The sequence below is a fragment of the Paraburkholderia sp. PAMB 6770 genome (assembly GCF_057748135.1).
On the sequence record NZ_CM173238.1, the window covers coordinates 1,300,944 to 1,324,194 of the forward strand.

Annotated in this window: 16 protein-coding genes; 12 read left to right on the forward strand and 4 right to left on the reverse strand. The window is 68.8% G+C overall.

The annotated features are described in order from the left end of the window. Positions 1-27: 27 nt before the first annotated feature. Positions 28-1,245 (reverse strand): succinyldiaminopimelate transaminase, encoded by a 1,218-nt coding sequence (gene dapC / locus AC3AP7_RS06005; RefSeq protein WP_475764575.1) that lies wholly within the window; start codon positions 1,243-1,245, stop codon positions 28-30. A 316-nt stretch (positions 1,246-1,561) separates the two neighbouring features. Here dapC and AC3AP7_RS06010 point away from each other — a divergent pair, with 316 nt between their 5' ends. From AC3AP7_RS06010 to def, 5 genes are all read left to right on the forward strand, one after another. Continuing rightward, entirely contained in the window at positions 1,562-2,773 is a 1,212-nt protein-coding gene (locus AC3AP7_RS06010; protein WP_475764574.1) for a DMT family transporter, read from the forward strand. Positions 2,774-2,933: 160 nt separating this feature from the next. After that, positions 2,934-6,452 (forward strand): chromosome segregation protein SMC, encoded by a 3,519-nt coding sequence (smc, locus tag AC3AP7_RS06015; RefSeq protein WP_475764573.1) that lies wholly within the window; start codon positions 2,934-2,936, stop codon positions 6,450-6,452. 82 nt (positions 6,453-6,534) lie between these two features. After that, positions 6,535-7,812, forward strand: coding sequence for a cell division protein ZipA C-terminal FtsZ-binding domain-containing protein (locus AC3AP7_RS06020; RefSeq protein WP_475764572.1), 1,278 nt, complete (start codon positions 6,535-6,537; stop codon positions 7,810-7,812). 162 nt (positions 7,813-7,974) lie between these two features. Further along, the gene (gene ligA / locus AC3AP7_RS06025) at positions 7,975-10,026 is read left to right on the forward strand and encodes an NAD-dependent DNA ligase LigA (protein WP_475764571.1); all 2,052 of its coding nucleotides are present in this window, start codon (positions 7,975-7,977) and stop codon (positions 10,024-10,026) included. Next, complete coding sequence (gene def / locus AC3AP7_RS06030) at positions 10,023-10,556, forward strand: peptide deformylase (protein ID WP_475764570.1); 534 nt, start codon at positions 10,023-10,025, stop codon at positions 10,554-10,556. The genes ligA and def overlap by 4 nt, the downstream gene beginning before the upstream one ends. Before the next feature lie 67 nt (positions 10,557-10,623). Here def and AC3AP7_RS06035 read toward each other — a convergent pair whose 3' ends face one another. From AC3AP7_RS06035 to map, 3 genes are all read right to left on the reverse strand, one after another. Then, positions 10,624-11,496, reverse strand: a complete 873-nt coding sequence (locus AC3AP7_RS06035) for a pseudouridine synthase (protein WP_475764569.1) — start codon at positions 11,494-11,496, stop codon at positions 10,624-10,626. A gap of 1,062 nt (positions 11,497-12,558) precedes the next feature. Beyond that, positions 12,559-15,141, reverse strand: a complete 2,583-nt coding sequence (locus AC3AP7_RS06040) for a [protein-PII] uridylyltransferase (protein ID WP_475764568.1) — start codon at positions 15,139-15,141, stop codon at positions 12,559-12,561. A 32-nt stretch (positions 15,142-15,173) separates the two neighbouring features. Beyond that, positions 15,174-15,983: a type I methionyl aminopeptidase gene (gene map / locus AC3AP7_RS06045; protein ID WP_475764567.1), complete on the reverse strand. Its 810-nt coding sequence runs from the start codon at positions 15,981-15,983 to the stop codon at positions 15,174-15,176. Between the two features lie 964 nt (positions 15,984-16,947). On the opposite strand from map, the gene rpsB reads away from it, so the two are divergent. The 7 genes from rpsB (at position 16,948) to AC3AP7_RS06080 (ending at position 23,248) form a co-directional block, all read left to right on the forward strand. Continuing rightward, positions 16,948-17,700, forward strand: coding sequence for a 30S ribosomal protein S2 (rpsB, locus tag AC3AP7_RS06050; protein ID WP_475764566.1), 753 nt, complete (start codon positions 16,948-16,950; stop codon positions 17,698-17,700). A 162-nt stretch (positions 17,701-17,862) separates the two neighbouring features. After that, on the forward strand, positions 17,863-18,744 hold the full coding sequence (gene tsf, locus AC3AP7_RS06055) for a translation elongation factor Ts (RefSeq protein ID WP_475768059.1): 882 nt from the start codon (positions 17,863-17,865) through the stop codon (positions 18,742-18,744). Positions 18,745-19,005: 261 nt separating this feature from the next. Beyond that, positions 19,006-19,719, forward strand: coding sequence for a UMP kinase (gene pyrH, locus AC3AP7_RS06060; protein ID WP_475764565.1), 714 nt, complete (start codon positions 19,006-19,008; stop codon positions 19,717-19,719). 94 nt (positions 19,720-19,813) lie between these two features. Beyond that, positions 19,814-20,374, forward strand: a complete 561-nt coding sequence (gene frr / locus AC3AP7_RS06065; RefSeq protein ID WP_475764564.1) for a ribosome recycling factor — start codon at positions 19,814-19,816, stop codon at positions 20,372-20,374. Between the two features lie 63 nt (positions 20,375-20,437). After that, on the forward strand, positions 20,438-21,220 hold the full coding sequence (uppS, locus tag AC3AP7_RS06070; RefSeq protein WP_475764563.1) for a polyprenyl diphosphate synthase: 783 nt from the start codon (positions 20,438-20,440) through the stop codon (positions 21,218-21,220). Then, positions 21,214-22,047 (forward strand): phosphatidate cytidylyltransferase, encoded by an 834-nt coding sequence (locus tag AC3AP7_RS06075; RefSeq protein WP_475764562.1) that lies wholly within the window; start codon positions 21,214-21,216, stop codon positions 22,045-22,047. The genes uppS and AC3AP7_RS06075 overlap by 7 nt, the downstream gene beginning before the upstream one ends. A 4-nt stretch (positions 22,048-22,051) precedes the next feature. Then, positions 22,052-23,248 carry a 1-deoxy-D-xylulose-5-phosphate reductoisomerase gene (locus AC3AP7_RS06080; RefSeq protein ID WP_475764561.1) on the forward strand — a complete coding sequence of 399 codons (1,197 nt, stop codon included), beginning with the start codon at positions 22,052-22,054 and terminating at the stop codon, positions 23,246-23,248. The last annotated feature ends 3 nt before the right edge of the window (positions 23,249-23,251 follow it).

Sequence of the window (23,251 nt, forward strand, 5' to 3'; positions counted from 1 at the left end):
TTGAGATCCGAACGGGACGACGCGCGCTCAGCCTGCGAGCGCGCGGCAAAAATCGACGATGCGCTGTGCGCCCGCGATGCATTCGTCGACCTCGGCGACGAGCGCGAGGCGCACGAAATCGCGGCCGGGATTCGTGCCGTGCGCGGTGCGCGCGAGATACGAGCCCGGCAGAACCGTCACATTATAGTCGGCGTACAGGCGCTGGGCGAACGCAGTATCCGACAGGCCGGTGCGCGCGACGCTGACCCACAGGTAGAACGCGGCGTCGGGCAGGCGCACGTCGAGCACGTCGGCGAGCATCGGCGTGACGGTCGAGAACTTCTGCACGTATTTCGCGCGGTTTTCGCGCACGTGGGTCTCGTCGTTCCACGCGGCGATGCTCGCGCTCTGATAGACAGTGGAAAGCGCCGCGCCGTGGTAGGTGCGGTACAGCAGGAACTGTCTGAGCAGCGCCGCGTCGCCGGCGACGAAGCCCGAGCGCATGCCGGGCACGTTCGAGCGCTTCGACAGGCTCGACAGCATCACCAGCCGGTCGTAGCCGCGGCCTAGCCGGTGCGCTGCCTCGAGGCAGCCGAGCGGCGGACGCGCCTCGTCGAAGTAGATCTCCGAATAGCATTCGTCCGACGCGATCGTGAAGCCGTGACGGTCCGACAGCGCAAAGAGTTCGCGCCAGTCGTCGAGCGTGAGCACCGCGCCCGTCGGATTGCCGGGCGAGCACACGTAGAGCAGTTGCGTGCGGGCCCAGACCGCGTCGGGGATGGCCGCGTAGTCGCATGCGAAGTTGCGGGCCGGATCGCTGTTGGCGAAGTACGGCTGCGCGCCGGCGAGCAGCGCCGCGCCTTCGTAGATCTGGTAGAACGGGTTCGGGCAGAGTACGATCGCGGGCTCGCCCGCTGCGTCGCGCCGCGGGTCGATCACGGTCTGCGCCAGCGCGAACAGCGCCTCGCGCGAGCCCGACACCGGCAGCACTTCGGTGGCCGGATCGAGCGGCGGCAGTCCGTAGCGCCGCGCGACCCAGCCGGCGATCGCCTCGCGCAGCGCCGGCGTGCCGAGCGTGGCCGGATACGCGGCGAGGCCGCCGAGCGACGCGATCACGGCGTCGCGCACGAGCGCCGGCGTCGGATGTTTCGGCTCGCCGATCCCGAAGCTGATGTGCGGCAGGTGCGCGGGCGGCGCGAGATCCTGGAAGAGCGCGCGCAGCTTTTCGAACGGATAGGACTGGAGGGTGTCGAGTAGCGGATTCACTTGGCGGATCGGACGTGGGCGGAGACGGTCGCGGGCAGCGTGCGTGGCGGCGGCAATCGCCATGCTGCGGCGCACGCACAGGACCGGTGGCGGAGTGCCGATTATAGCGTGGCCGCGCGGCGCAGCGCCGCGCGCGAAGCAGACGCGCCGGCCGTGAACGGCGCCCGGACCACCGGACAGACAGATTGGGAGAAACCATGCAGCAAAGCGCTGGGCATCGCAGGACGGCATGTCGGCCCCCCCTCGCCGCAGGCCGGCCACCGCTCGCCGCAGGCCGGCGCCCGCTCGCCGCAGGCATGCGCGAGGGCGCCGCATCATGAGCGGCGCAATCCGCGCGGCGTGGCCGACGCTCGCCATCATGCTGGGCGCATCGGTCTGGGGCGTGGTCTGGTATCCGTTGCGTGTGCTTCATGGGCTCGGCGTGACCGGCACTGCGGCGAGCGCGCTCACGAGCGGCGCGGGCTGCGCGTTCGTGCTGCTGGTGCGCCGCCGCGCGATCGCGACCGTGCGCTGGCACTGGGTGCTGCCGGCGCTCGCGCTGGCCGCGGGCGTGACGAACCTCGGCTTCGTCTGGGGCTCGATTCACGGCCAGGTGATGCGCGTGCTGCTGCTTTTTTACCTGACGCCCGCGTGGACCGCGCTCTTTGCGCACTTCATCCTGCGCGAGCGGCTCACGTGGGCGGGCGCGGGCCTTGCCGCGCTGTCGCTGGCCGGGGCGATGACGATGCTGTGGTCGCCGCGGCTCGGCTTGCCGGTGCCGGCGAATCTGGCCGAATGGGCGGGACTCGCGGGCGGCATGGGCTTCGCAATGAGCAACGTGCTGATCCTGAAGACGAGCCGCGTGCTGCCCGACATGCGCGCCGAGATGCGTACCGCGACGATCTTCGGCGGCGCGGCCGTGTTCGGCGGGTGCGCGTCGCTATTCGAGGCGATGCCCGCGCCGCCGGCCGGCGCGCATCTGGGGTTCGCGGTGCTGCTGGTGCTCGGGCTCGGGCTGCTGCTCGCGTCGAACAACATGCTGGTGCAGTACGGCGTCGCGCGGATCGCGGCGAACCGCGCGTCGGTCATCATGCTGTTCGAGATCGTCGTGACTGCGCTGTCCGCGTGGCTGATCGCGGGCGAGGTGCCGGGGCCGCGCGAATGGGCGGGCGCGGCGTGCATCGTCGCCGCGTCGCTGCTGTCGGGCTGGGTGCATCGCCGGGGCGAGCCGCGCGACGCGGGAGCGGCGATGTACGCGCCGGCCGACGGCGCGCACGAAGCGGGCGTCGCGCGCGACGCGCAGCGTCGGGACGGCGGGCAGGACGGCGGCGGTACTGGCGGCGGGAACGGCGGCGGGGATGGCAGGCGTAACGGCAGCGGCGACAGCGGCAGTATCGGCAGCGATAACGGCAGCGATAACGGCAGCGATAACGGCAGCGATAACGGCAGCGATAACGGCAGCGATAACAGCAGCGATAACAGCAGCGGGAATAGCAGCGGAAACACCAGCGGGAATAGCGGCCGGGATCGCAGCCGCGCGATGGTATGATTGCCCCTGCCTGTCGCCCCACGCAAGGGCGCACCCCGGTCGTGCGTTGCCGGCAACCGTATCGTGGGGCAGGCGTGGGCAGGGTGCCGCGGCGCGAGGCGTCGGCTGCGCGAGCTTCGGCCCCTCTTGACCTTTTCCCAATTCAATCAGCGATATCGCCGTGCGTCTGACCTCGATCAAACTCGCTGGCTTCAAGTCCTTCGTCGATCCCACGCATTTTCAGGTTCCGGGCCAGCTGGTGGGCGTGGTCGGACCGAATGGCTGCGGCAAATCCAACATCATCGATGCCGTGCGCTGGGTGCTCGGCGAATCGCGCGCGTCCGAGCTGCGCGGCGAATCGATGCAGGACGTGATCTTCAACGGCTCGACCACGCGCAAGCCCGCCAGCCGCGCGAGCGTCGAGCTGGTATTCGACAACGCCGACGGACGCGCGGCCGGCCAGTGGGGCCAGTACAGCGAGATCGCGGTGAAGCGCGTGCTCACGCGCGACGGCACGTCGAGCTACTACATCAACAATCTGCCGGCGCGCCGCCGCGACATCCAGGACATCTTCCTCGGCACCGGCCTCGGGCCGCGCGCGTACGCGATCATCGGGCAGGGCATGATCGCCCGCCTGATCGAGGCGAAGCCCGAGGAGCTGCGGGTGTTCCTCGAAGAGGCCGCCGGCGTGTCGAAGTACAAGGAGCGCCGCCGCGAGACCGAGAGCCGCCTGCAGGACACGCGCGAGAACCTGACGCGCGTCGAGGACATCGTGCGCGAACTCGCGGCGAACCTCGAAAAGCTGGAAGCCCAGGCGGTCGTCGCGACGCGGTTCCGCGAACTGCAGGCCGACGGCGAAACGAAGCAGCGTCTGCTGTGGCTGCTGCGCCGGAACGAGGCGCTCGCCGAGCAGGAACGCCAGCAGCGCGCGATCGAACAGGCGCAGATCGACCTCGAAGCGCACACCGCGCGGCTGCGCGAAGTGGAAGCGCAGCTCGAAACGCTGCGGGTCGCCCACTACGCCGCGAGCGACGCGATGCAGGGCGCGCAGGGCGCGCTCTACGAGGCCAACGCGGAGGTGAGCCGGCTGGAGGCGGAGATCCGCTTCATCGTCGAATCGCGCAACCGCGTGCAGGCGCAGATTGCCGCGCTCGCCGCGCAGCGCGAGCAGTGGCAGGCGCAGGCGCACAAGGGGCAGGACGATCTCGAGGATGCGCAGGCGCAGCGCGCGATCGCCGACGAGAAGGCCGCCATCGCCGAAGACGAGGCCGCGGCGAAGCACGATGCGCTGCCCGCGCTCGAAGCGCGCTGGCGCGACGCGCAGGCGCAGCTGAACGACGAGCGAGGCGCGATCGCGCAGACCGAACAGGCGCTCAAGCTCGAAGCGGCGCATCAGCGCAACGCCGATCAGCAACTGCAGCAACTGCAGCAGCGCGAGGAGCGGCTGAAAGCGGAAGCCGGCGGCCTCGACGCCCCTGACGAAGCGCAGCTCGAAGCGCTGCGGATGCAGCTTGCGGAACACGAGGAAATCCTGCGCGACGCACAGGCGCGCCTCGTGGACGCGCAGGAGACGCTGCCGCAGCTCGACGCCGCGCGGCGCGCGGCGCAGGAGCGTGTGCAGGCCGAGAGCGCGCAGATCCATCAGCTCGACGCGCGGCTCGCCGCGCTCAGGCAGTTGCAGGAGAGCGTGCAGACCGAAGGCAAGATCCAGCCGTGGCTCGACAGGCATGAGCTGGGCGCGCTGCCGCGTCTGTGGAAGAAGCTGCACGTGGAGGCCGGCTGGGAAACCGCGCTGGAGTCGCTGCTGCGGGAGCGGCTCGCGGCGCTCGAAGTGTCGAATCTCGACTGGGTGAAGGCGTTCGCCACCGACGCGCCGCCCGCGCGGCTCGCGTTCTATGCGCCGCCGGTGGCCGGCGCGCCGCTCGCGGCGTCGTCGGCGCTGCGGCCGCTGCTGTCGCTCGTGCGGATCGACGACGCGGGGCTGCGCGCGGTCCTCGGCGACTGGCTCGGCCATGCGTACGTCGCCGACGACCTCGGCGCAGCGCTCGCGCGGCGCGCGCAGCTGCCCGAGGGTGGCGCGTTCGTCGTCAAGGCCGGCCATGTCGTGACGAGAATGGGCGTGCAGCTGTACGCGGCCGATTCCGAGCAGGCGGGCATGCTCGCGCGCCAGCAGGAGATCGAGAACCTGACCCGTCAGGTGCGCGCACAGGCGCTGCTCGCCGACGACGCGAAGGCCGCGGCGATCCGCGCGGAGGCGGCGCACACGCAGGCGTCGCAGACGCTTGCCAGCGAACGTCAGCAGGTCGAGCGCGCCACCCAGCGCGTGCACGCGCTGCAGATGGACGTGCTCAAGCTCGGCCAGGCGCACGAACGCTACACCCAGCGCAGCACGCAGATCCGCGAGGAGCGCGAGGAGATCGCCGCGCAGCTCGACGAGCAGCGGGCGCTGCGCGCCGAGTCGGAGGCGAACTTCGAGCGCTACGACGGCGAACTGGCCGAGCGCCAGGCGCGCTTCGAGGACGACCAGCTGGCGTTCGAGGCGCTCGACGAGGCGTTGGGCGCGGCGCGCGCGCAGGCGCGCGATCTGGAGCGCGCCGCGACCGATGCGCGCTTTGCCGCGCGCAACATGGTGAACCGGATCGACGAGCTCACGCGCACGATCCAGGTCGCGCACGAGCAGAGCGAGCGCGTGGCCGTGTCGCTCGAGGACGCGCGCGCGGAACTCGAAACGATCAATGAGCAGACCGCGCACACCGGGCTGCAGGACGCGCTCGACGTGCGCGCGGAGAAGGAAGCGGCGCTGCACGCGGCGCGCCTCGAACTGGACGATCTCACCGCGAAGCTGCGCGCCGCCGACGAAACCCGGCTCACCGCCGAGCGCGCGCTGCAGCCGCTGCGCGATCGCATCGGCGAGCTGCAGCTGAAGGAGCAGGCTGCGCGTCTGAACGCCGGGCAGTACATCGAGCAGCTCGAAGCGGCCGGCGCCGACGAAGCCGAACTGCAGGCGCGGCTCACGCCGGACATGAAGCCGTCGTATCTGCAGGGCGAAGTCACGCGCCTGAACAACGCGATCGCCGCGCTCGGCCCGGTCAACATGGCGGCGCTCGACGAACTGAAGGCGGCGACCGAGCGCAAACAGTTCCTCGATGCGCAGTCGGCCGATCTGACGAGCGCGATCCAGACGCTCGAAGATGCGATCTACAAGATCGACCAGGAAACCCGCACGCTGCTGCAGGGAACCTTCGACGAAGTGAACCGCCATTTCGGCGACCTGTTCCCGCGCCTGTTCGGCGGCGGTCAGGCGAAGCTGATCATGACCGGCGACGAGATTCTCGACGCGGGCGTGCAGGTGATGGCGCAGCCGCCGGGCAAGAAGAACTCGACGATCCACCTGCTGTCGGGCGGCGAGAAGGCGCTGACCGCGACCGCGCTCGTGTTCGCGATGTTCCAGCTGAATCCGGCGCCGTTCTGCCTGCTGGACGAAGTGGACGCGCCGCTCGACGACGCGAACACGGAGCGCTTCGCGAACCTCGTGCGGGCGATGTCGGAGAAGACCCAGTTCCTGTTCATCTCGCACAACAAGATCGCAATGGAAATGGCCCAGCAGCTGATCGGCGTGACGATGCAGGAGCAGGGCGTCTCGCGGATCGTCGCGGTCGACATGGAAACGGCGGCGGGATTCGCCCAGAATATCGTTTGAGCGGGCGCGCGCCCGCCCGGTGCGCGATGTCGCGGCGAGCGGGCCGCGCGGCGCCGGCGGAAGAATTGCAGATGGAGCATGCATGGACGAGTTGACACTCGGTTTGATCGGCGCCGGCGCCGTCGTGGTCGGCGGCGTGGCGGTGTACAACGCATGGCAGGGCGCGCGGGTGCGCCGCCGCATGCCGCGGCCGATGCCGGCCGATCCCGGCGAGCATTTCGCCCGCGAGGACGACGCGGAGCCGGGGCCGTTCATCGAGCCGACGCGCCCCGTCGCGCGGCGCGAGCCGGAGATGCCCGGGGCCGAGGGGCGGCCCGAGGCGCGCGTCGAGCCGACGTTCGGCGCTGCCGCGCCGCTCGACACGCCGGCGGACATCCAGGCGGAAATGACCACGCCAAACGGCTTTCCCGAACCCGCGGACGGCGAGCCCGGTCTCGCGGCCGGCCCGGCCGCCGCGGGCGATGCCGTGGCGACGTCCGTTGCGGCCGCCGACGGGCCTGCCGAGCCGATCCTGCCGGCCGCGACGACGATCTCGGCCGCGCCGCCGGCGATCGTCGACCGGCGCATCGATTGCATCGTGCCGCTGCGCCTCGCGGCGCCGCTCGCGGGGGACAAGGCGATTCCGCTCGCGCAGCGGCTGCGCCGCGCCGGCAGCAAGCCGGTGTACATCGAGGGCAAGCCGGAAGGCGGCGGGTGGGAACTGCTGCAAAGCGGCGTGCGTTACGAGGAACTGCGCGCGGCCGCGCAACTCGCCAATCGCAACGGCCCGCTGAACGAGCTGGAGTTCTCCGAATTCGTCACGGGCGTGCAGCAGTTCGCGGACGCGCTCGACGCGGCGCCGGAGTTTCCCGACATGATGGAAACGGTCTCGATGGCGCGCGAGCTCGACGGCTTCGCGGCGCAATGCGACGCGCAGCTGCAGATCAACGTGATGTCGGACGGCGCCCCGTGGTCGGCCAACTACGTGCAGGCCGTGGCGTCGCAAGACGGGCTGCTGCTCTCGCGTGACGGCACCCGCTTCGTGAAGCTCGATGCGAAGCAGAACCCGGTGTTCATGCTGCAGTTCGGCGACACCAACTTCCTGCGCGACGATCTCACGTACAAGGGCGGCCAGATGATCACGCTGGTGCTCGACGTGCCGGTGGCCGACGAGGACATCCTGCCGTTCCGGCTGATGTGCGATTACGCGAAGTCGCTCGCGCAGCGCATCGGCGGGCGCGTCGTCGACGACGGTCGCCGGGCGCTGCCCGAGGCGGCGCTGCAGTCGATCGAAAAACAGCTGATGACGCTCTACGCGAAGCTCGAACAGGCCGGCATCCCGGCGGGTTCGCCGGCCACGCGCCGGCTCTTCAGCCAGTAGCGCACACACGGGCATGGCGCCGCCCGCCCGGGCGGCTGTGCGCCGCGCAAGCTGGCGCGCGCGGCACGGCCGCTGGCCATGTGGCCGATGTCCATCGCGGAGGGTTCCTGCGATAATCGGACGTCCTTTGTTCAAAGCGCGTTTCGCGCGACGGCTTCCAGCATGGTTCATCCTTCCGCTTCTTCCTCCGGTCAACGCGTCGCGGCCGAGCGGGCCGCGCAGCTGCGCACAGAACTCGAACGCGCGAACTACGCGTATTACGTGCTCGACCAGCCGGAGTTGCCGGATGCGGAATACGACCGCCTGTTTGTCGAACTGCAGCAGATCGAAGCGGCGCATCCCGCGCTGGTGACGCCGGACTCGCCGACGCAGCGCGTCGGCGGCGAAGTGGCGAGCGGTTTCGCGCCGGTCGTGCACGAACAGCCGATGCTGTCGCTGAACAATGGCTTCGCGGACGAAGATATCGTCGCATTCGACAAGCGAGTGGGCGACGCGCTGCACGAGACCCCGGTGCGCTACGCGTGCGAGCTCAAGTTCGACGGGCTTGCGATCTCGCTGCGCTATGTCGACGGCCGCTTCGTGCAGGCTTCCACGCGCGGCGACGGCACCACCGGCGAGGACGTGACCGCCAACGTGCGCACGATCCGCTCGCTTCCGCTCGTGCTGAAGGGCGCGCATGTTCCGAAGCTGATCGACGTGCGCGGCGAAGTGCTGATGTTCAGGCGCGACTTCGAGCGCATGAACGAGCGCCAGCGCGCTGCTGGTCTCAAGGAGTTTGCGAATCCGCGCAACGCGGCGGCGGGCAGCCTGCGCCAGCTCGATCCGAAGATCACCGCGCAACGGCCCCTGGCGTTTTTTGCGTATGGTATCGGCGTGCTCGACGGCGTACCGATGCCTGCGACACACAGCGCGCTGCTCGACTGGTATGCGTCGATGGGGCTGCCGGTCAACAGCGAGCGCACGGTCGTCGAGGGCGCGGACGGCCTGCTCGGCTTCTTCCGCGCGGTGGGCGCGAAGCGCGACACGCTGCCCTACGATATCGACGGCGTGGTCTACAAGGTCAACGCACGTGCGCAGCAGGACGCGCTCGGCTTCGTGTCGCGCGCGCCGCGTTTTGCGCTCGCGCACAAGTTTCCGGCCCAGGAAGCGCTGACGAAGCTCGTCGCGATCGACGTGCAGGTCGGGCGCACCGGCGCGATCACGCCGGTGGCGCGCCTCGAACCGGTGTTCGTCGGCGGCGCGACCGTGACCAATGCAACCCTGCACAACGAGGACGAGGTGCGCCGCAAGGATATCCGTATCGGCGACACGGTCATCGTGCGGCGCGCGGGCGACGTGATCCCGGAAGTGGTCAGCGCGCTGTTCGAGCGGCGCCCGCCCGACGCGCGCGAATTCGTGATGCCGACCCGGTGCCCGGTGTGCGGCTCGGCGATCGAGCGTCTGCCGGACGAGGCGATTGCACGCTGCACCGGCGGCCTGTACTGCCCGGCCCAGCGCAAGCAGGCGCTGTGGCATTTCGCCCAGCGTCGCGCGCTCGACATCGACGGCCTCGGGGAGAAGATCGTCGACCAGCTGGTCGAACTGAACCTCGTGCGCACGCCGGCCGACCTGTTCAATCTCGGGTTCGCGACGCTCGCCGAACTCGACCGCTTCGCGGAGAAGTCCGCGCAGAACCTGCTCGACTCGCTCGAAAAAGCCCGCCATACGACGCTCGCGCGTTTCATCTATGCGCTGGGGATTCGTCATGTCGGCGAGTCGACGGCGAAGGATCTCGCCCGACACTTCGGCTCGCTCAACCCGCTGATGGACGCGTCGCTCGACGAACTGCTGGAAGTGAAGGACGTCGGTCCGGTGGTGGCGGAGTCGATCCAGCGCTTTTTCGCCGAGGAACACAACCGCACGGTGATCGAGCAGTTGCGTGCGCCCGGCCGGGTCACGTGGCCCGAGGGACCGCCCGCGCCGAGAGCCCCGCAAGGCGTGCTGGCCGGCAAGACGGTGGTGCTGACGGGCACGCTGCCGACGCTCAGCCGCGAGGAAGCGAAGGAAATGCTGGAAGCGGCCGGCGCGAAAGTGGCCGGCTCGGTGTCGAAAAAGACGGATTACGTAGTGGCCGGCGCCGAGGCGGGCAGCAAGCTCGCGAAGGCGGAGGAACTGGGTATCGCCGTGCTCGACGAAGACGGAATGCGCAAGTTGCTGGAGGGTGAAACGTCATGATCCGAGAAATCCTGAAGATGGGCGATCCGCGCCTGCTGCGCATCGCGGCACCGGTCGACCGGTTCGACACGCCCGAGCTTCATGCGCTCGTGCAGGACCTGTTCGACACGATGCATCACGCGAACGGCGCGGGGCTTGCCGCGCCTCAGATCGGCGTCGACCTGCAGGTGGTGATCTTCGGTTTCGGCCATAACGAGCGATACCCGGATGCGCCGCCAGTGCCGGAAACGGTGCTGATCAATCCGACGATCACACCGGTGTCCCAGGACATGGAAGAGGGATGGGAGGGCTGCCTGTCGGTGCCGGGTCTGCGCGGCATCGTGGGCCGCTTCTCGATGATCCGCTACCAGGGCTTCGATCAGCGCGGCACGCCGATCGACCGGGTTGCCGAGGGCTTTCATGCACGCGTCGTGCAGCACGAATGCGATCATCTGATCGGCAAGCTGTACCCGATGCGCATTACCGACTTCTCGAAGTTCGGCTTCACCGAGGTCCTGTTTCCGGGCCTCGATCCGAACGGCGACGACTAGGCGCACCTCACAAACAACACGGCCCGCGCCTCGCGCGCAGGCCCTGTCATGACGGACCGCCGGTGCTTCAGAAGCTCTCGTGTGCGGCGAGATAGCGCCACTGTCCCGGCGGCAGTGCGCCGAGCGGCACGCTGCCCATGCGGACCCGTTTCAGGCCGACCACCTGCAGGCCTACCAGCTCGCACATGCGGCGAATCTGCCGTTTCTTGCCTTCACGCAGCACGAAGCGCAGCTGCTCGCCGTTCTGCCAGCTCACCTTGGCAGGCTTGAGCGGCACGTCGTCGAGGGCGAGGCCGTGGCGCAGCCGCGCGAGCTGCTCGGCCGGGAAATGCTGGTCGATGCCGTTTTCGATATCGCCGTAGGTAACGCGGACCAGGTACTCCTTCTCGACCTCGGAGTGGCCGCCGATCAGCCGCTTGGCGATCCGGCCATCCTGCGTCAGCACCAGCAGGCCGGTGGAATCGATGTCGAGCCGCCCCGCGGGTGCGAGCCGGCGCAGGTGCGAAGCGGAGAAGCGGATACCCGAACGGTCGCCTTCCCACTGGTTCGCGGGCGTGATCAGCGTCGCAGCCGGCTGATAGCCGTCCTCGGCCTGACCCGACACATAACCCACCGGCTTGTGCAGCAGAATCGTCACCTGGCGCAGCTGCATGGCCTGCGCCGCGGGATCGATGTCGATGTGCTGATCCGGACGGACCTTGGTGCCGAGCGTGTCGATGATCTCGCCGTCCACCCGCACCCAGCCGTTCTCTATCCATTCGTCAGCTTCGCGGCGCGAGCACAGGCCCAGCTCCGACATCAGCTTCGACAGACGCAGCGTGCCCGCGACGTCGCCGCGTTCGCGACGCGCGTGATTCGCGTGACTTTCATCGCGCGTGCGGCGCGCGTCGGCGGTATGCGCGGCCGACGTGGCAGCCGCCGGACGCGGACGCTCGGGCAACGCGCGGCGCCCACGCGGCACGGCATCGGCGCGGCCAGCGTTGCCGACGTCGCTGGCGTCGCGGATGGGGCGTGCAGGGCGTGCGCCCGAACCGGACTTTGCCGCGGCGCGCGGCGCGTCCGATGCGCTGTCGACGCCTGGACGGGCCGATGTGCGTGCCGGGGCCCGTCCGGGCGCGGCCTCACGCGGTGCCGAGGTCGCGCGATCGCGATATCCACCCTTCACCGGCGTCGCGAATCCGCGCTCGCCGCGCGGACCGGCTTCGCCCGGTTTGCCTGATGTACCCGGGCGCCGTGCGTTCGGTGTTTCGGCGGCAGAGTGCCGCGTGCGTTCAGCGGCCGCGGGCCGTTCGCCGCGCCCCGGCTCCGCCGGACCGCGCGCCGGGAGTGCGCGTCGCGGCGACGTGGCCGACGTGCCCTCGCGCGGGGGGCGTTGTGTCCAGGGGCCCTGCTGAGGTGAGCGCTGTGGCGGCGCGTCGCCGCGGGGCGCGCGTCGCGCAGGCCTATCCTCGCGGGAGGGCCGTTGCGCCGAGGCTTCCCCGCGAGAGGGCCGTTGCGCTGAGGCTTCCCCGCGAGAGGGCCGTTGCGCCGAGGCTTCCCCGCGAGAGGGCCGTTGCGCTGAGGCTTCCCCGCGAGAGGGCCGCTGCGCCGAGGCTTCCCCGCGAGGCGGCCGCTGCGCGAAGGCTTCGCCGCGAGGCGAACGTGGCGGTGCCGGCGCATCGTCGCGAGAGGGCCGCTGTGCGGGCGCGGGCCGCCTGCCGGCCGGGCCTGAGGCGCCGGCCGGGGTAGCAGGCCGAGCGCGCGCGGGGCCATCGGCGCGAGGCGCGCGTGCCCCCGTGCCCGCGGGGTTCTTGCCGGCGGCCGCCGGCGCAGGCCGGGTCGCCGGCTTCTGCTTCGGACTACTCGCGGCGGCGCCGGGTCGGCCACCCGTGGCGGACGCAGCCGCAGGCGGTCCCACAGGACGTACCGGCTTGCGCGCGGTGGTGCTGCCCCGGCGTACCGGGGCGCGCTCGGGCGATGCCGGGCGCGGCGCTTTGACTGTCAGTTTGGCTCGCATGAACTCTCACACTGCGATCGCGCGCAGCAGCTCGGTTTCGACCTGGATTTGCAGGCGGTTGTCCGAAAGACCGTGCCCGTCGAGCAGGAACAGATCCTCGACGCGCTCGCCGAGCGTGTTGATCCGCGCCGACTGCACGCCGACCCGGTGCTCGGCCAGCACGCGCGCGATCGAATAAAGAAGGCCTGGCCGGTCGTTGGCGGACACGGACAGGATGTAATACTGGCCGCGATCGTCGGCCCGCAGGTCGACGCGCGGCGTGATCGGGAAAGTGCGCGACAGGCGCGACAGGCGTCCCTTCGACGGCTCAGGCAGCAGCGTGCCCTCGGCCGTGAGGCGCGCACCGAGTTCCTGCTCGACGAGATTCGCGATGTCGCGGTAGTGCACGTCGTCTTCGGTGTGCTGCACGATGAAGTTGTCGAGCGCATATCCGTGACGCGTCGTGCTCACGCGCGCGTCGAGCACCGATAGCGCGTTCTTGTCGAAGTACGCACAGATGCCCGCGAACAGGTCGGGCCGGTCTTTCACGTAGACGAGCACCTGCAGCGCATCGCCGACCGGCGCCGGCCGTGCGCGCACGATCGGCAGCGCGGTTTCGACATGGCGGTACAGCACGCGGGTCTGCCACGCGATGTCGGCTGCGTCGTGACGCAGGAAGTAGCCGACGTCGAGCTTGTCCCACAGCACCTTGTGCGCGTACTCCGGGACCGTTTCGAGCCGCAGCAGCGCGAGCGCTTCCTCCTGGCGGGACTTCAGCTCCGAGTGCGTATCGGGACTCGCGCCGCCCAGCACCGCGAGCGTGGTGCGGTAGAGATCCTCGAGCAGCTTGCCTTTCCATGCATTCCAGACTTTCGGGCTGGTGCCGCGAATGTCGGCCACGGTCAGCAGGTAGAGCGCCGTCAGATGCCGCTCGTCGCCCACCAGTTCGGCAAAGCGCCGGATCACCACAGGGTCGCTCGTGTCCTGCTTCTGGGCGACCTGGCTCATCGTCAGATGGTGCTGGACCAGCCAGACGATCAGTTCGCCGTCGCCGTGCTCGATGCCGTGCTCGCGGCAAAAGCGCCGCGCGTCGGCCATGCCGAGCGTCGAATGATCGCCGCCGCGGCCCTTGGCGATGTCATGGAACAGCGCCGCCACATACAGCACCCAGGGACGCTCGAATTCGGTGATCAGCTGGCTGCAGAACGGATATTCGTGCGCGTGTTCGGCGACCGCGAAGCGGCGCAGGTTGCGCAGCACCATCAGGATGTGCTGGTCGACCGTGTAGACGTGATACAGGTCGTGCTGCATCTGGCCGACGATGCGCCGGAAATTCAGCAGGTAGCGCCCGAGCACGCTGGTCTGGTTCATCAGCCGCACCGCGTGCGTGATCCCCGCCGGCTGCTTCAGGATCTCCATGAACAGGCGCCGGTTTTCCGGATCGCGGCGCCAGCGCTGGTCCATCGCGTCGCGCGCGTTGTACAGCGCGCGCAGCGTGCGGGCCGACAGGCCCTTCACGCCGGGCGTCAGCTCGTACAGCAGGAACGCTTCGAGAATCGCATTGGGTTCGCGCTCGAATACGTCGTCGCTCACGATTTCGATCATGCCCTGCTTCTCGACGTAGCGCTCCGACAGCACCCGCGTGATGCCGCTCGTGTTCGGAAAGAGCTGCGCCTCGATGTTCTGGATCAGGATCGTCGCCAGCTGCGTGACGGCCTTCGCCGCCCAGTAATAGCGGCGCATCAGCTGTTCGCTCGCGCGCTTGGTGGCGGTGGGCTTGTAGCCGAAACTCTCCGCGACCGCGGTTTGCAGGTCGAACACGAAGATGTCCTGGCGGCGTCCGGCGACCACATGCAGCCGTGCGCGCAGCGCTTTCAGGAAGCCCTCGTTGCGTTCCAGTTCGCGCGCTTCGCGTTCGGTCACGAGGCCGCGCGTCTGCAGTTCCTGCCAGCTGTTGCCGAAGCCGGCGGCCCGCGTGATCCACAGGATCAGCTGCAGGTCGCGCAGCCCGCCGGGGCTTTCCTTGACGTTCGGTTCGAGCGCGTAAGGCGTGTCCTGGAACTTCGCGTGCCGCTGGCGCATTTCGAGCACCTTGGCCTGGAAGAACGCGCGAGGATCGAGCACCGCGCGATAGCGGCGCGCGAACTCGTCGAACAGCACGTGGCTGCCGGTGATGCAGCGTGCTTCGAGCAGCGAGGTGAGCACCGTCACGTCGTGCGCCGCTTCCTCGAGGCACTGCGACACCGTGCGCACGCTGCTGCCGAGTTCGAGGCCGAGATCCCACGCGAGCCCGATGAAACGTTCGATGCGCGTTTCGAGCGGCGCGATCGGCGCGTCGTCGGGCAGCAGCACGAGGATGTCGATGTCGGAGTGGGGCGCGAGCTCGCCGCGCCCGAAGCCGCCCACCGCGACGAGCGCGAGCGACGGCGGCAGCTCGCACGCGTGCCACGCGCCGCACAGCGCGTCGTCCGTGGTGCGCGCAAGGCTCGCCATGAGCGACTCGACGGTGCTCGCCTGACGGAAGCGCTCGAGGAGCCGCGTCTTCGCCAACTTGTAATCCGCCTTCAGCGCCGTGGCGCAGGAAAGATCGACGTCCGGAACACTGCTCATGGGCTCGCGCGCGGGTAGGAGGGGCGGGGGGCTCAGGCGGCTGCCGCGATGATCGGCGGACGGGCCGGCGTACCCGCCGACACGGTCAGCACGTCGTAACCGGTGTCCGTGACGAGCACCGTGTGCTCCCACTGCGCGGACAGGCTGCGGTCGCGCGTCTTCACGGTCCACTGGTCGGGCATCGTGCGGATGTCGCGGCGCCCGGCGTTGATCATCGGCTCGACCGTGAAGATCATGCCGGTCTGCAGCTCGATGCCGGTACCCGGGCGGCCGTAGTGCAGGATCTGCGGCTCCTCGTGGAACACGGTGCCGATGCCGTGGCCGCAATATTCGCGCACGACGCTGTACCCCTGGCTTTCCGCATGCCGCTGGATCGCGTGGCCGATGTCCCCGAGGTGCGCGCCGGGGCGCACCTGGTCGATGCCGAGCCACATGCACTCGTAGGTGACCTGCACGAGGCGCTTCGCGAGAATCGAGCCTTCGCCGACGATGAACATGCGGCTCGTGTCGCCGAAATAGCCGTCCTTGATCACCGTCACGTCGATATTGAGCGCGTCGCCGTTCTTCAGCGTCTTGTCGCCGGGAATGCCGTGACAGATCACGTCGTTGACCGAAATGCAGGTGGCCTTCGGATAAGGCGGGTAGCCGGGCGGCTGGTAGTTCAGCGGCGCCGGAACCGTGCCCTGGTCTTTCACCATGTATTCGTGACACAGCCGGTCGAGTTCGCCGGTCGTGATGCCGGCGGCGACGAAGGGCGTGATGTAGTCGAGCACCTCGCTCGCGAGGCGGCAAGCCACGCGCATTTGAGCGATATCGTGTTCGTTTTTGATCGTAATAGCCATGAGTCGGGCCTGAAATGCGGATTATCGAAAGATTATCTCACCATATTTCCGCTGCCGCAGCGTTTTGCGGCGAGAGCGGGATGCGGCCGGCGGCCGGAACGGCGGGTGCGGCGGGTGCGGGCGGCGCGGGTGCGGGGGGGCGAGTGGGCGAGTGCGGCCGCTTGCGCCTACGTGCGTGCGCCGGGGCCTGCCGGATCCCGGCGCCGCATAAGCCGCGTGGGCTGCGGCTGCCGCCGCGGCCATCCGCATGGCACATGGGCAGACACGATGCGCCCGCGGTGGCCGTCGGGCGGCGCATCGGCGCACGGGCGCGCCGGCTTACCGGCTTACCGGGTCGCCGAGGCACCGACCCACCGACCCACCGACCCACCGACCCACCGACCCACCGACCCACCGACCCACCGACCCACCGACCCACCGACCCACCGACCCACCGACCCACCGACCCCGCGCCCGATGCGCATACTCGCCGCCGGCATGGTCCCGTGCGATCCGGCGCGCAACGGGTGCAACCCGCCGCAGGCGCGGGACAACCCGCCGGTTGAGCCGGTTTGTTCTCGCGTGCTATAATGCCCGGCTAAGTCGATTCGCATTATTTTCTTTTTGGGCATAATGCTTTCGACTGTCCCGTGGCATTGCCTGCCGGGTCACGGGGCGGGCAGCGGCGTCAGCCGCCGTTCGGGAGGCTGCCCGCGTATGCGCTGCAAGCGAGCGGTCTGCAGCATGTTCGCAAGCTACAGGCTACAGGCCAGCAGGCGGCGGTATGGGCGCGATATCAGCGCGATACCCGGCGGCACAGGCAGGCAGCAGCAGTAACAGAAAGAAGCAGAAGTAACGTAACACAGGCAGCACACTCGCAAGCCGGCGCACCCAGGGTGCCGGCCGCGGCCGGGCTTCGCAGCAGGCGAAGGCGGCGCGGACGGTACGGCAGCCGGCTTAAGTCCCAACCCTCGCGGAGAATTTCATGGCAGTTACCATGCGTCAGATGCTGGAAGCCGGTGTCCACTTTGGTCACCAGACGCGCTTCTGGAACCCGAAGATGGCCCCCTTCATTTTCGGTCATCGCAACAAGATTCACATCATCAACCTCGAAAAGACGCTGCCGATGTACAACGACGCGCTGAAGTACGTGCGTCAGCTGGCAGCCAATCGCGGCACCATCCTGTTCGTCGGCACGAAGCGCCAGTCGCGCGACACGATCGCCCTGGAAGCGCAGCGCGCCGGCATGCCGTACGTCAACGCGCGCTGGCTCGGCGGCATGCTGACCAACTTCAAGACGCTGAAGGTCTCGATCAAGCGCCTGAAGGACATGGAAGCGGCTGTCGAAGCGGGCGAACTCGAACGCATGAGCAAGAAGGAAGCGCTGCTGTTCGAACGCGAGATCGCCAAGCTGCAGAAGTCGATCGGCGGCGTGAAGGACATGGGCGGCATTCCTGACGCAATCTTCGTCGTCGACGTCGGCTATCACAAGATTGCCGTGACCGAAGCGAACAAGCTCGGCGTGCCGGTTATCGCCGTGGTGGACACGAACCACTCGCCGGAAGGCATCGACTACGTGATCCCGGGCAACGACGACGCCAGCAAGGCCGTCGCGCTGTACGCGCAAGGCGTGGCGGACGCGATCCTCGAAGGCCGCGCGAACGCGGTCAACGAAGTCGTTCAGGCCGTGCGCGGCGACGACGGCGACGAGTTCGTCGAGGTCAGCCCGGAAGCGTAACGCTGCCCCGTGGCCAGCAAAAAAGGGGGCTTCGACAGGCCCCCTTTTTTTAAGTCACGACCTCTGAATACGCGCCGGCACGCTGCGCGGCGTTGAACCGAAGGGTTGCCGCGGCTATCGAATGGCGGGCGGCATACGAAAGACAGACTCAAGGAGCGAATGATGGCGGCAATTACCGCAAGCATGGTGGCAGAACTGCGCGCGAAGACCGATGCGCCGATGATGGAATGCAAGAAGGCGCTGACGGAAGCCGACGGCGACATGGCCCGCGCGGAAGAGCTGCTGCGCGTGAAGCTCGGCAACAAGGCGAGCAAGGCGGCCTCGCGCGTGACGGCTGAAGGCGTGATCGCCTCGCACATCGAAGGCGGCGTCGGCGCGATCGTCGAATTGAACTGCGAAACCGATTTCGTCTCGAAGAACGACGACTTCAACGCGTTCGCGAAGCAGGTGGCCGCGCTCGTCGTGAAGCAGAATCCGGCGGATGTCGCCGCGCTGTCGGCGCTGCCGCTCGACGGCTCGACGGTCGACGCGGTGCGCACCGCGCTCGTCGGCAAGATTGGCGAAAACCTGTCGATCCGCCGCTTTGCCCGCTTCGAAACGGCCAACCGGCTCGCTGCGTACCTGCACGGCACCCGCATCGGCGTGCTGGTCGAGTACTCGGGCGCGGAAGAGCAGGTCGGCAAGGATGTCGCGATGCACATCGCGGCGATGAAGCCGGTCTCGCTGTCGTCCGACGACGTGCCCGCCGAGCTGATCGCGAAGGAGCGCAGCATCGCCGAGCAGAAGGCGGCCGAATCGGGCAAGCCGGCCGAGATCGTCGCGAAGATGGTCGAGGGCAGCGTCCAGAAGTACCTGAAGGAAGTGTCGCTGCTGAACCAGCCGTTCGTGAAGAACGACAAGCAGACGATCGAGCAGATGCTGAAGGCGGCCGGCGCGGGCGTGCAGAAGTTCGCGCTGTTCGTGGTCGGCGAAGGCATCGAGAAGAAGCAGGACGACTTCGCCGCCGAAGTGGCCGCGCAAGTGGCTGCTGCAAAGCAGCAATAAGCTTGTCTTCAGCATGGCAAGGCGATACTGGCAGTTTGCGGTAGCGCCGCAGTACCCGCGGCCGGACATGATCCGGCCGCGCGCAGCAGCGTCGCAAGGCGGCGCGCGGGCCGACCCCCGCCGCGCCGCCGCCGGCCGGCGGCGGGCGGATCGCCCGGCACGGCCCGCGGATCCCGCAGGGCGGCGCTTGCTCGAACCCGTAATTCACCCCTACAGTTAGCTTCTTGTCGTTGTCCTGTTCTGCGCGATCTGGATACCCCTATGCCCATTGCCTACAAACGCGTCCTCCTCAAACTTTCCGGCGAAGCTCTGATGGGCGATGATGCCTTCGGCATCAACCGCGCAACGATCGAACGAATGGTGGCGGACGTGGCCGAAGTGGTAAGGCTCGGCACGCAGCTCGCTGTCGTGATCGGCGGCGGCAACATCTTTCGCGGCGTCGCGGGCGGCGCGGCCGGCATGGACCGGGCGACCGCCGACTACATGGGGATGCTCGCGACGATGATGAACGCGCTTGCGCTGCAGGACGCGATGCGCCACGCCGGCATCGAGGCGCGCGTGCAGTCGGCCCTGCGCATGGACCAGGTGGTCGAGCCGTACATCCGGCCCCGCGCGATCCGCCAGCTCGAAGAGGGCAAGGTCGTGATCTTCGCGGCCGGCACCGGCAATCCGTTTTTCACGACCGACACCGCGGCGGCGCTGCGCGGCTCGGAAGTCGGCGCGGAAGTGGTGCTGAAGGCGACCAAGGTCGACGGCGTCTATTCGGCCGACCCGAAGAAGGATCCCGACGCGACGCGCTACACGACGATCAGCTTCGACGAGGCGATCGGCCGCAATCTGCAGGTGATGGACGCCACCGCGTTCGCGCTGTGCCGCGACCAGAAACTGCCGATCCGCGTGTTTTCGATTGTCAAGCCGGGTGCGCTCAAGCGTATCGTGCAGGGCGAGGACGAGGGGACGCTCGTCCACGTGTAAACTCTCGTTCACATCAGGTGGGCTTTGACGCGGGCCCGGGCCGGCGCGGCGCGCCGGCCGGCCCGTACCGTTTTGAAGGTTCGGAGGTTTGAAAATGTCTGTGGCAGATATCAGGAAGGGCACCGAGCAGAAGATGCAGCGCTCGATCGACGCGTTCAGGAACGATCTGTCGAAGATCCGCACCGGGCGCGCACACACGGGTCTGCTCGATCACATCCAGGTCGATTACTACGGCTCTCCGGTACCGATCTCGCAGGTCGCGAATCTGACGCTGGTCGATGCGCGCACGATCGGTGTCCAGCCGTGGGAAAAGAAGATGGTGCCGGTCGTCGAGAAGGCGATCCGCGAGTCGGATCTCGGTCTGAACCCGGCGACGCACGGCGACGTGATCCGCGTGCCGATGCCCGCGCTGACCGAGGAGCGTCGCCGCGAGCTCACGAAAGTGGCGCGCAGCGAAGCCGAAACGGCGCGCGTGTCGGTGCGCAACCTGCGGCGCGACGCGAACGAGCAGTTGAAGAAGCTCGTCAAGGACAAGGAAATTTCGGAAGACGACGAGCGCCGCGCGGCGGACGAGGTCCAGAAGCTCACGGACAAGTTCGTGGCCGAGATCGACAAGCTCGTGTCCACCAAGGAAGCCGAGATCATGACGGTCTGAGGCCCGCGCGGCCTCGGCACGTCACGTTTTCCTTCCTTTTTTGCAGTTAGAGTTCCCACGGCCATGACCTATACCAGCTCAACCGTTCGCGTGCCGGATGTCGCGGCGGTGCCGCGACATATCGCGATCATCATGGACGGCAACGGCCGTTGGGCAACGCAGCGCCGCCTGCCGCGCGTGGCGGGCCATACGCGCGGCGTCGACGCGGTGCGCGCGGTCGTCGAGGCCTGCGCGCGCAGCGGCGTCGAGTATCTGACGCTGTTCGCGTTCAGCTCCGAAAACTGGCGCCGTCCGAACGACGAAGTGTCGTTCCTGATGCGCCTGTTCGTCACCGCGCTCGAACGCGAGGTCGGCAAGCTTCACGCGAACGGGATCCGGCTGCGCGTGGTCGGCGACCTGGCGATGTTCGATCAGCGCATTCAGGACCTGATCCGCCGCGCGGAGACGAAAACCGCCCGCAATACCCGTCTCACGCTGACGATCGCCGCGAATTACGGCGGGCGCTGGGACATCATGCAGGCGACCCGGCGGCTCGTCGAAGCGGCCGCGGCGGCAGGCCAGCCGGTCGAGGTGAGCGAGGAGCGCTTCGCCGAACATCTCGCGATGGCCTACGCGCCGGAACCGGATCTCTTCATCCGCACCGGCGGCGAGCAGCGCATCAGCAACTTCCTGCTGTGGCAGCTCGCGTACACCGAGTTTTACTTCACCGATACCTACTGGCCGGATTTCGACGCGCAGGCGCTGCATCTCGCGCTCGCTTCGTACACCGACCGCGAGCGCCGCTTCGGCCGCACCAGCGCCCAGCTCGAGCCGCAATCGCAAAAGGTCGATCCGCTTCCATGCTAAAAACCCGGGTTGTCACGGCGCTCGCGCTGCTGGCGGTGTTCCTGCCCGTCACGCTGTTCGCGCCGCTCGCCGGGTTCGGCGCGCTGATCGCGCTGGTGCTGGTGCTTGCCGCGTGGGAGTGGGCGCGCCTGCTCAAGCTCGGCGGCGCGGGCCCCGTCATCTACGCGCTCGTGGCGGGCGCGGCGCTCGCGGCCAGCACGCGTATCGGCACCGACCTGCGGCCGCCGCGCTCGCTGTTCCAGGCCGCGGCGATCTTCTGGGTGTTCGCCGGGCCCTACGTGCTGCTGCGCAAGCCGACGCTCGCGAAGGCTGCCTGGCGGCCCTTCCTGTTCCTCGCGGGGCTCGTCGTATTCGTCGCCTGCTGGCATGCGCTCGTCTGGGCGCGCGCGCAGGGCGTCGCGTTCGTGCTCTCGCTGCTGCTGGTGGTCTGGCTCGCGGATATCGGCGCATACTTCGCAGGCAAGGCGTTCGGGCGCCACAAGCTCGCGCCCGCGATCAGCCCGGGCAAGACCTGGGAGGGTGCGCTGGGCGGCTGGCTGGCCGTGCTGCTCGTCGCGGCGGGCGCGCTCGCGTTGCATGCTTTCGAACCGACCCTGTATTCGACGCTGCTCGCGCGGCTCGGCACGGTCCGCACGCTGCTGGCGCTCACCGTGCTCGTCGGGTTCAGCGTGGTCGGCGACCTGTTCGAGTCGATGCTCAAGCGCCAGGCCGGCGTAAAAGACTCCAGTGCGCTGCTGCCGGGCCACGGCGGCGTGCTGGACCGTATCGACGCGCTACTGCCGGTGCTGCCGCTCGCCATGCTGCTGCTGCATTTCGGCCAGAGATAGAGACATGCAAAAACGTTTGACACTGCTCGGTTCCACGGGCTCGATCGGAGACAGCACGCTCGACGTGGTCGCGCGGCATCCCGAGCGCTTCTCGGTGTATGCGCTGAGCGCGCATCGCAACGGCGACAAGCTCGTCGAGCAATGCCTGCGGTTTCGCCCGGAAGTCGCCGTGGTCGGCGACGCCGCCACGGCCGCGAGCGTCGCGGCGCGGCTGCGCGAGGCCGGCTGCCGGACCGAGGTGGCCTGGGGCCCGCAGGCGCTCGTCGACATTTCGGGCAGCAGCGGCTGCGATACGGTGGTCGCCGCGATCGTCGGCGCGGCGGGGCTCGCGCCGAGCCTGGCCGCCGCGCGCGCCGGCAAGCGCATCCTGCTCGCCAACAAGGAAGCGCTCGTGATGTCCGGTGCGCTTTTCATGAATGCGGTGCGCGATCACGAGGCCGTGCTGCTGCCGGTCGACAGCGAGCACAACGCGGTGTTCCAGTGCCTGCCGCGCGAAGCGGCGGCGCACGGCGGCGTCTCGAAGATCATCCTGACCGCGTCGGGCGGGCCGTTTCGCACGCGCGAGCCGGCAACCCTCGCCGACGTGACGCCGGACGAGGCGTGCAAGCACCCGAACTGGGTGATGGGCCGCAAGATTTCGGTCGACTCCGCGACGATGATGAACAAGGGCCTCGAAGTCATCGAGGCGCACTGGCTGTTCGACCTGCCGGGCGAGCGCATCGACGTGCTGATTCATCCGCAGAGCGTGATCCATTCGATGGTGTCGTACGCGGACGGCTCGGTGCTCGCGCAGCTCGGCAATCCGGACATGCGCACGCCGATTGCGCACGCGCTGGCGTTTCCGGAGCGCGTCGAATCCGGCGTGGCGCCGCTCGATCTCGCGCAGGTCGCGTCGCTGTCGTTCGAGAAGCCCGACTACACGCGCTTTCCATGCCTTGCACTCGCGATGAAGGCGCTCGCCGCGGGCGGCATTGCGAGCGCGGCGCTCAATGCGGCGAACGAGGTCGCAGTCGAAGCGTTTCTCGCGCGCCGGATCGGTTTCATGGCGATCGCGCAGGTGGTCGACACGGTGCTCAACGCGCTGCCCAACCGCAGCGCGGCCCGGCTCGACGACGTGATCGCCGCGGATGCCGAGGCGCGCCGTCTCGGCGCGGCCGCCATCGCGCGGCTGCCGGAGCCCGCGCTGCGCGCGGTGCAGTGAGAC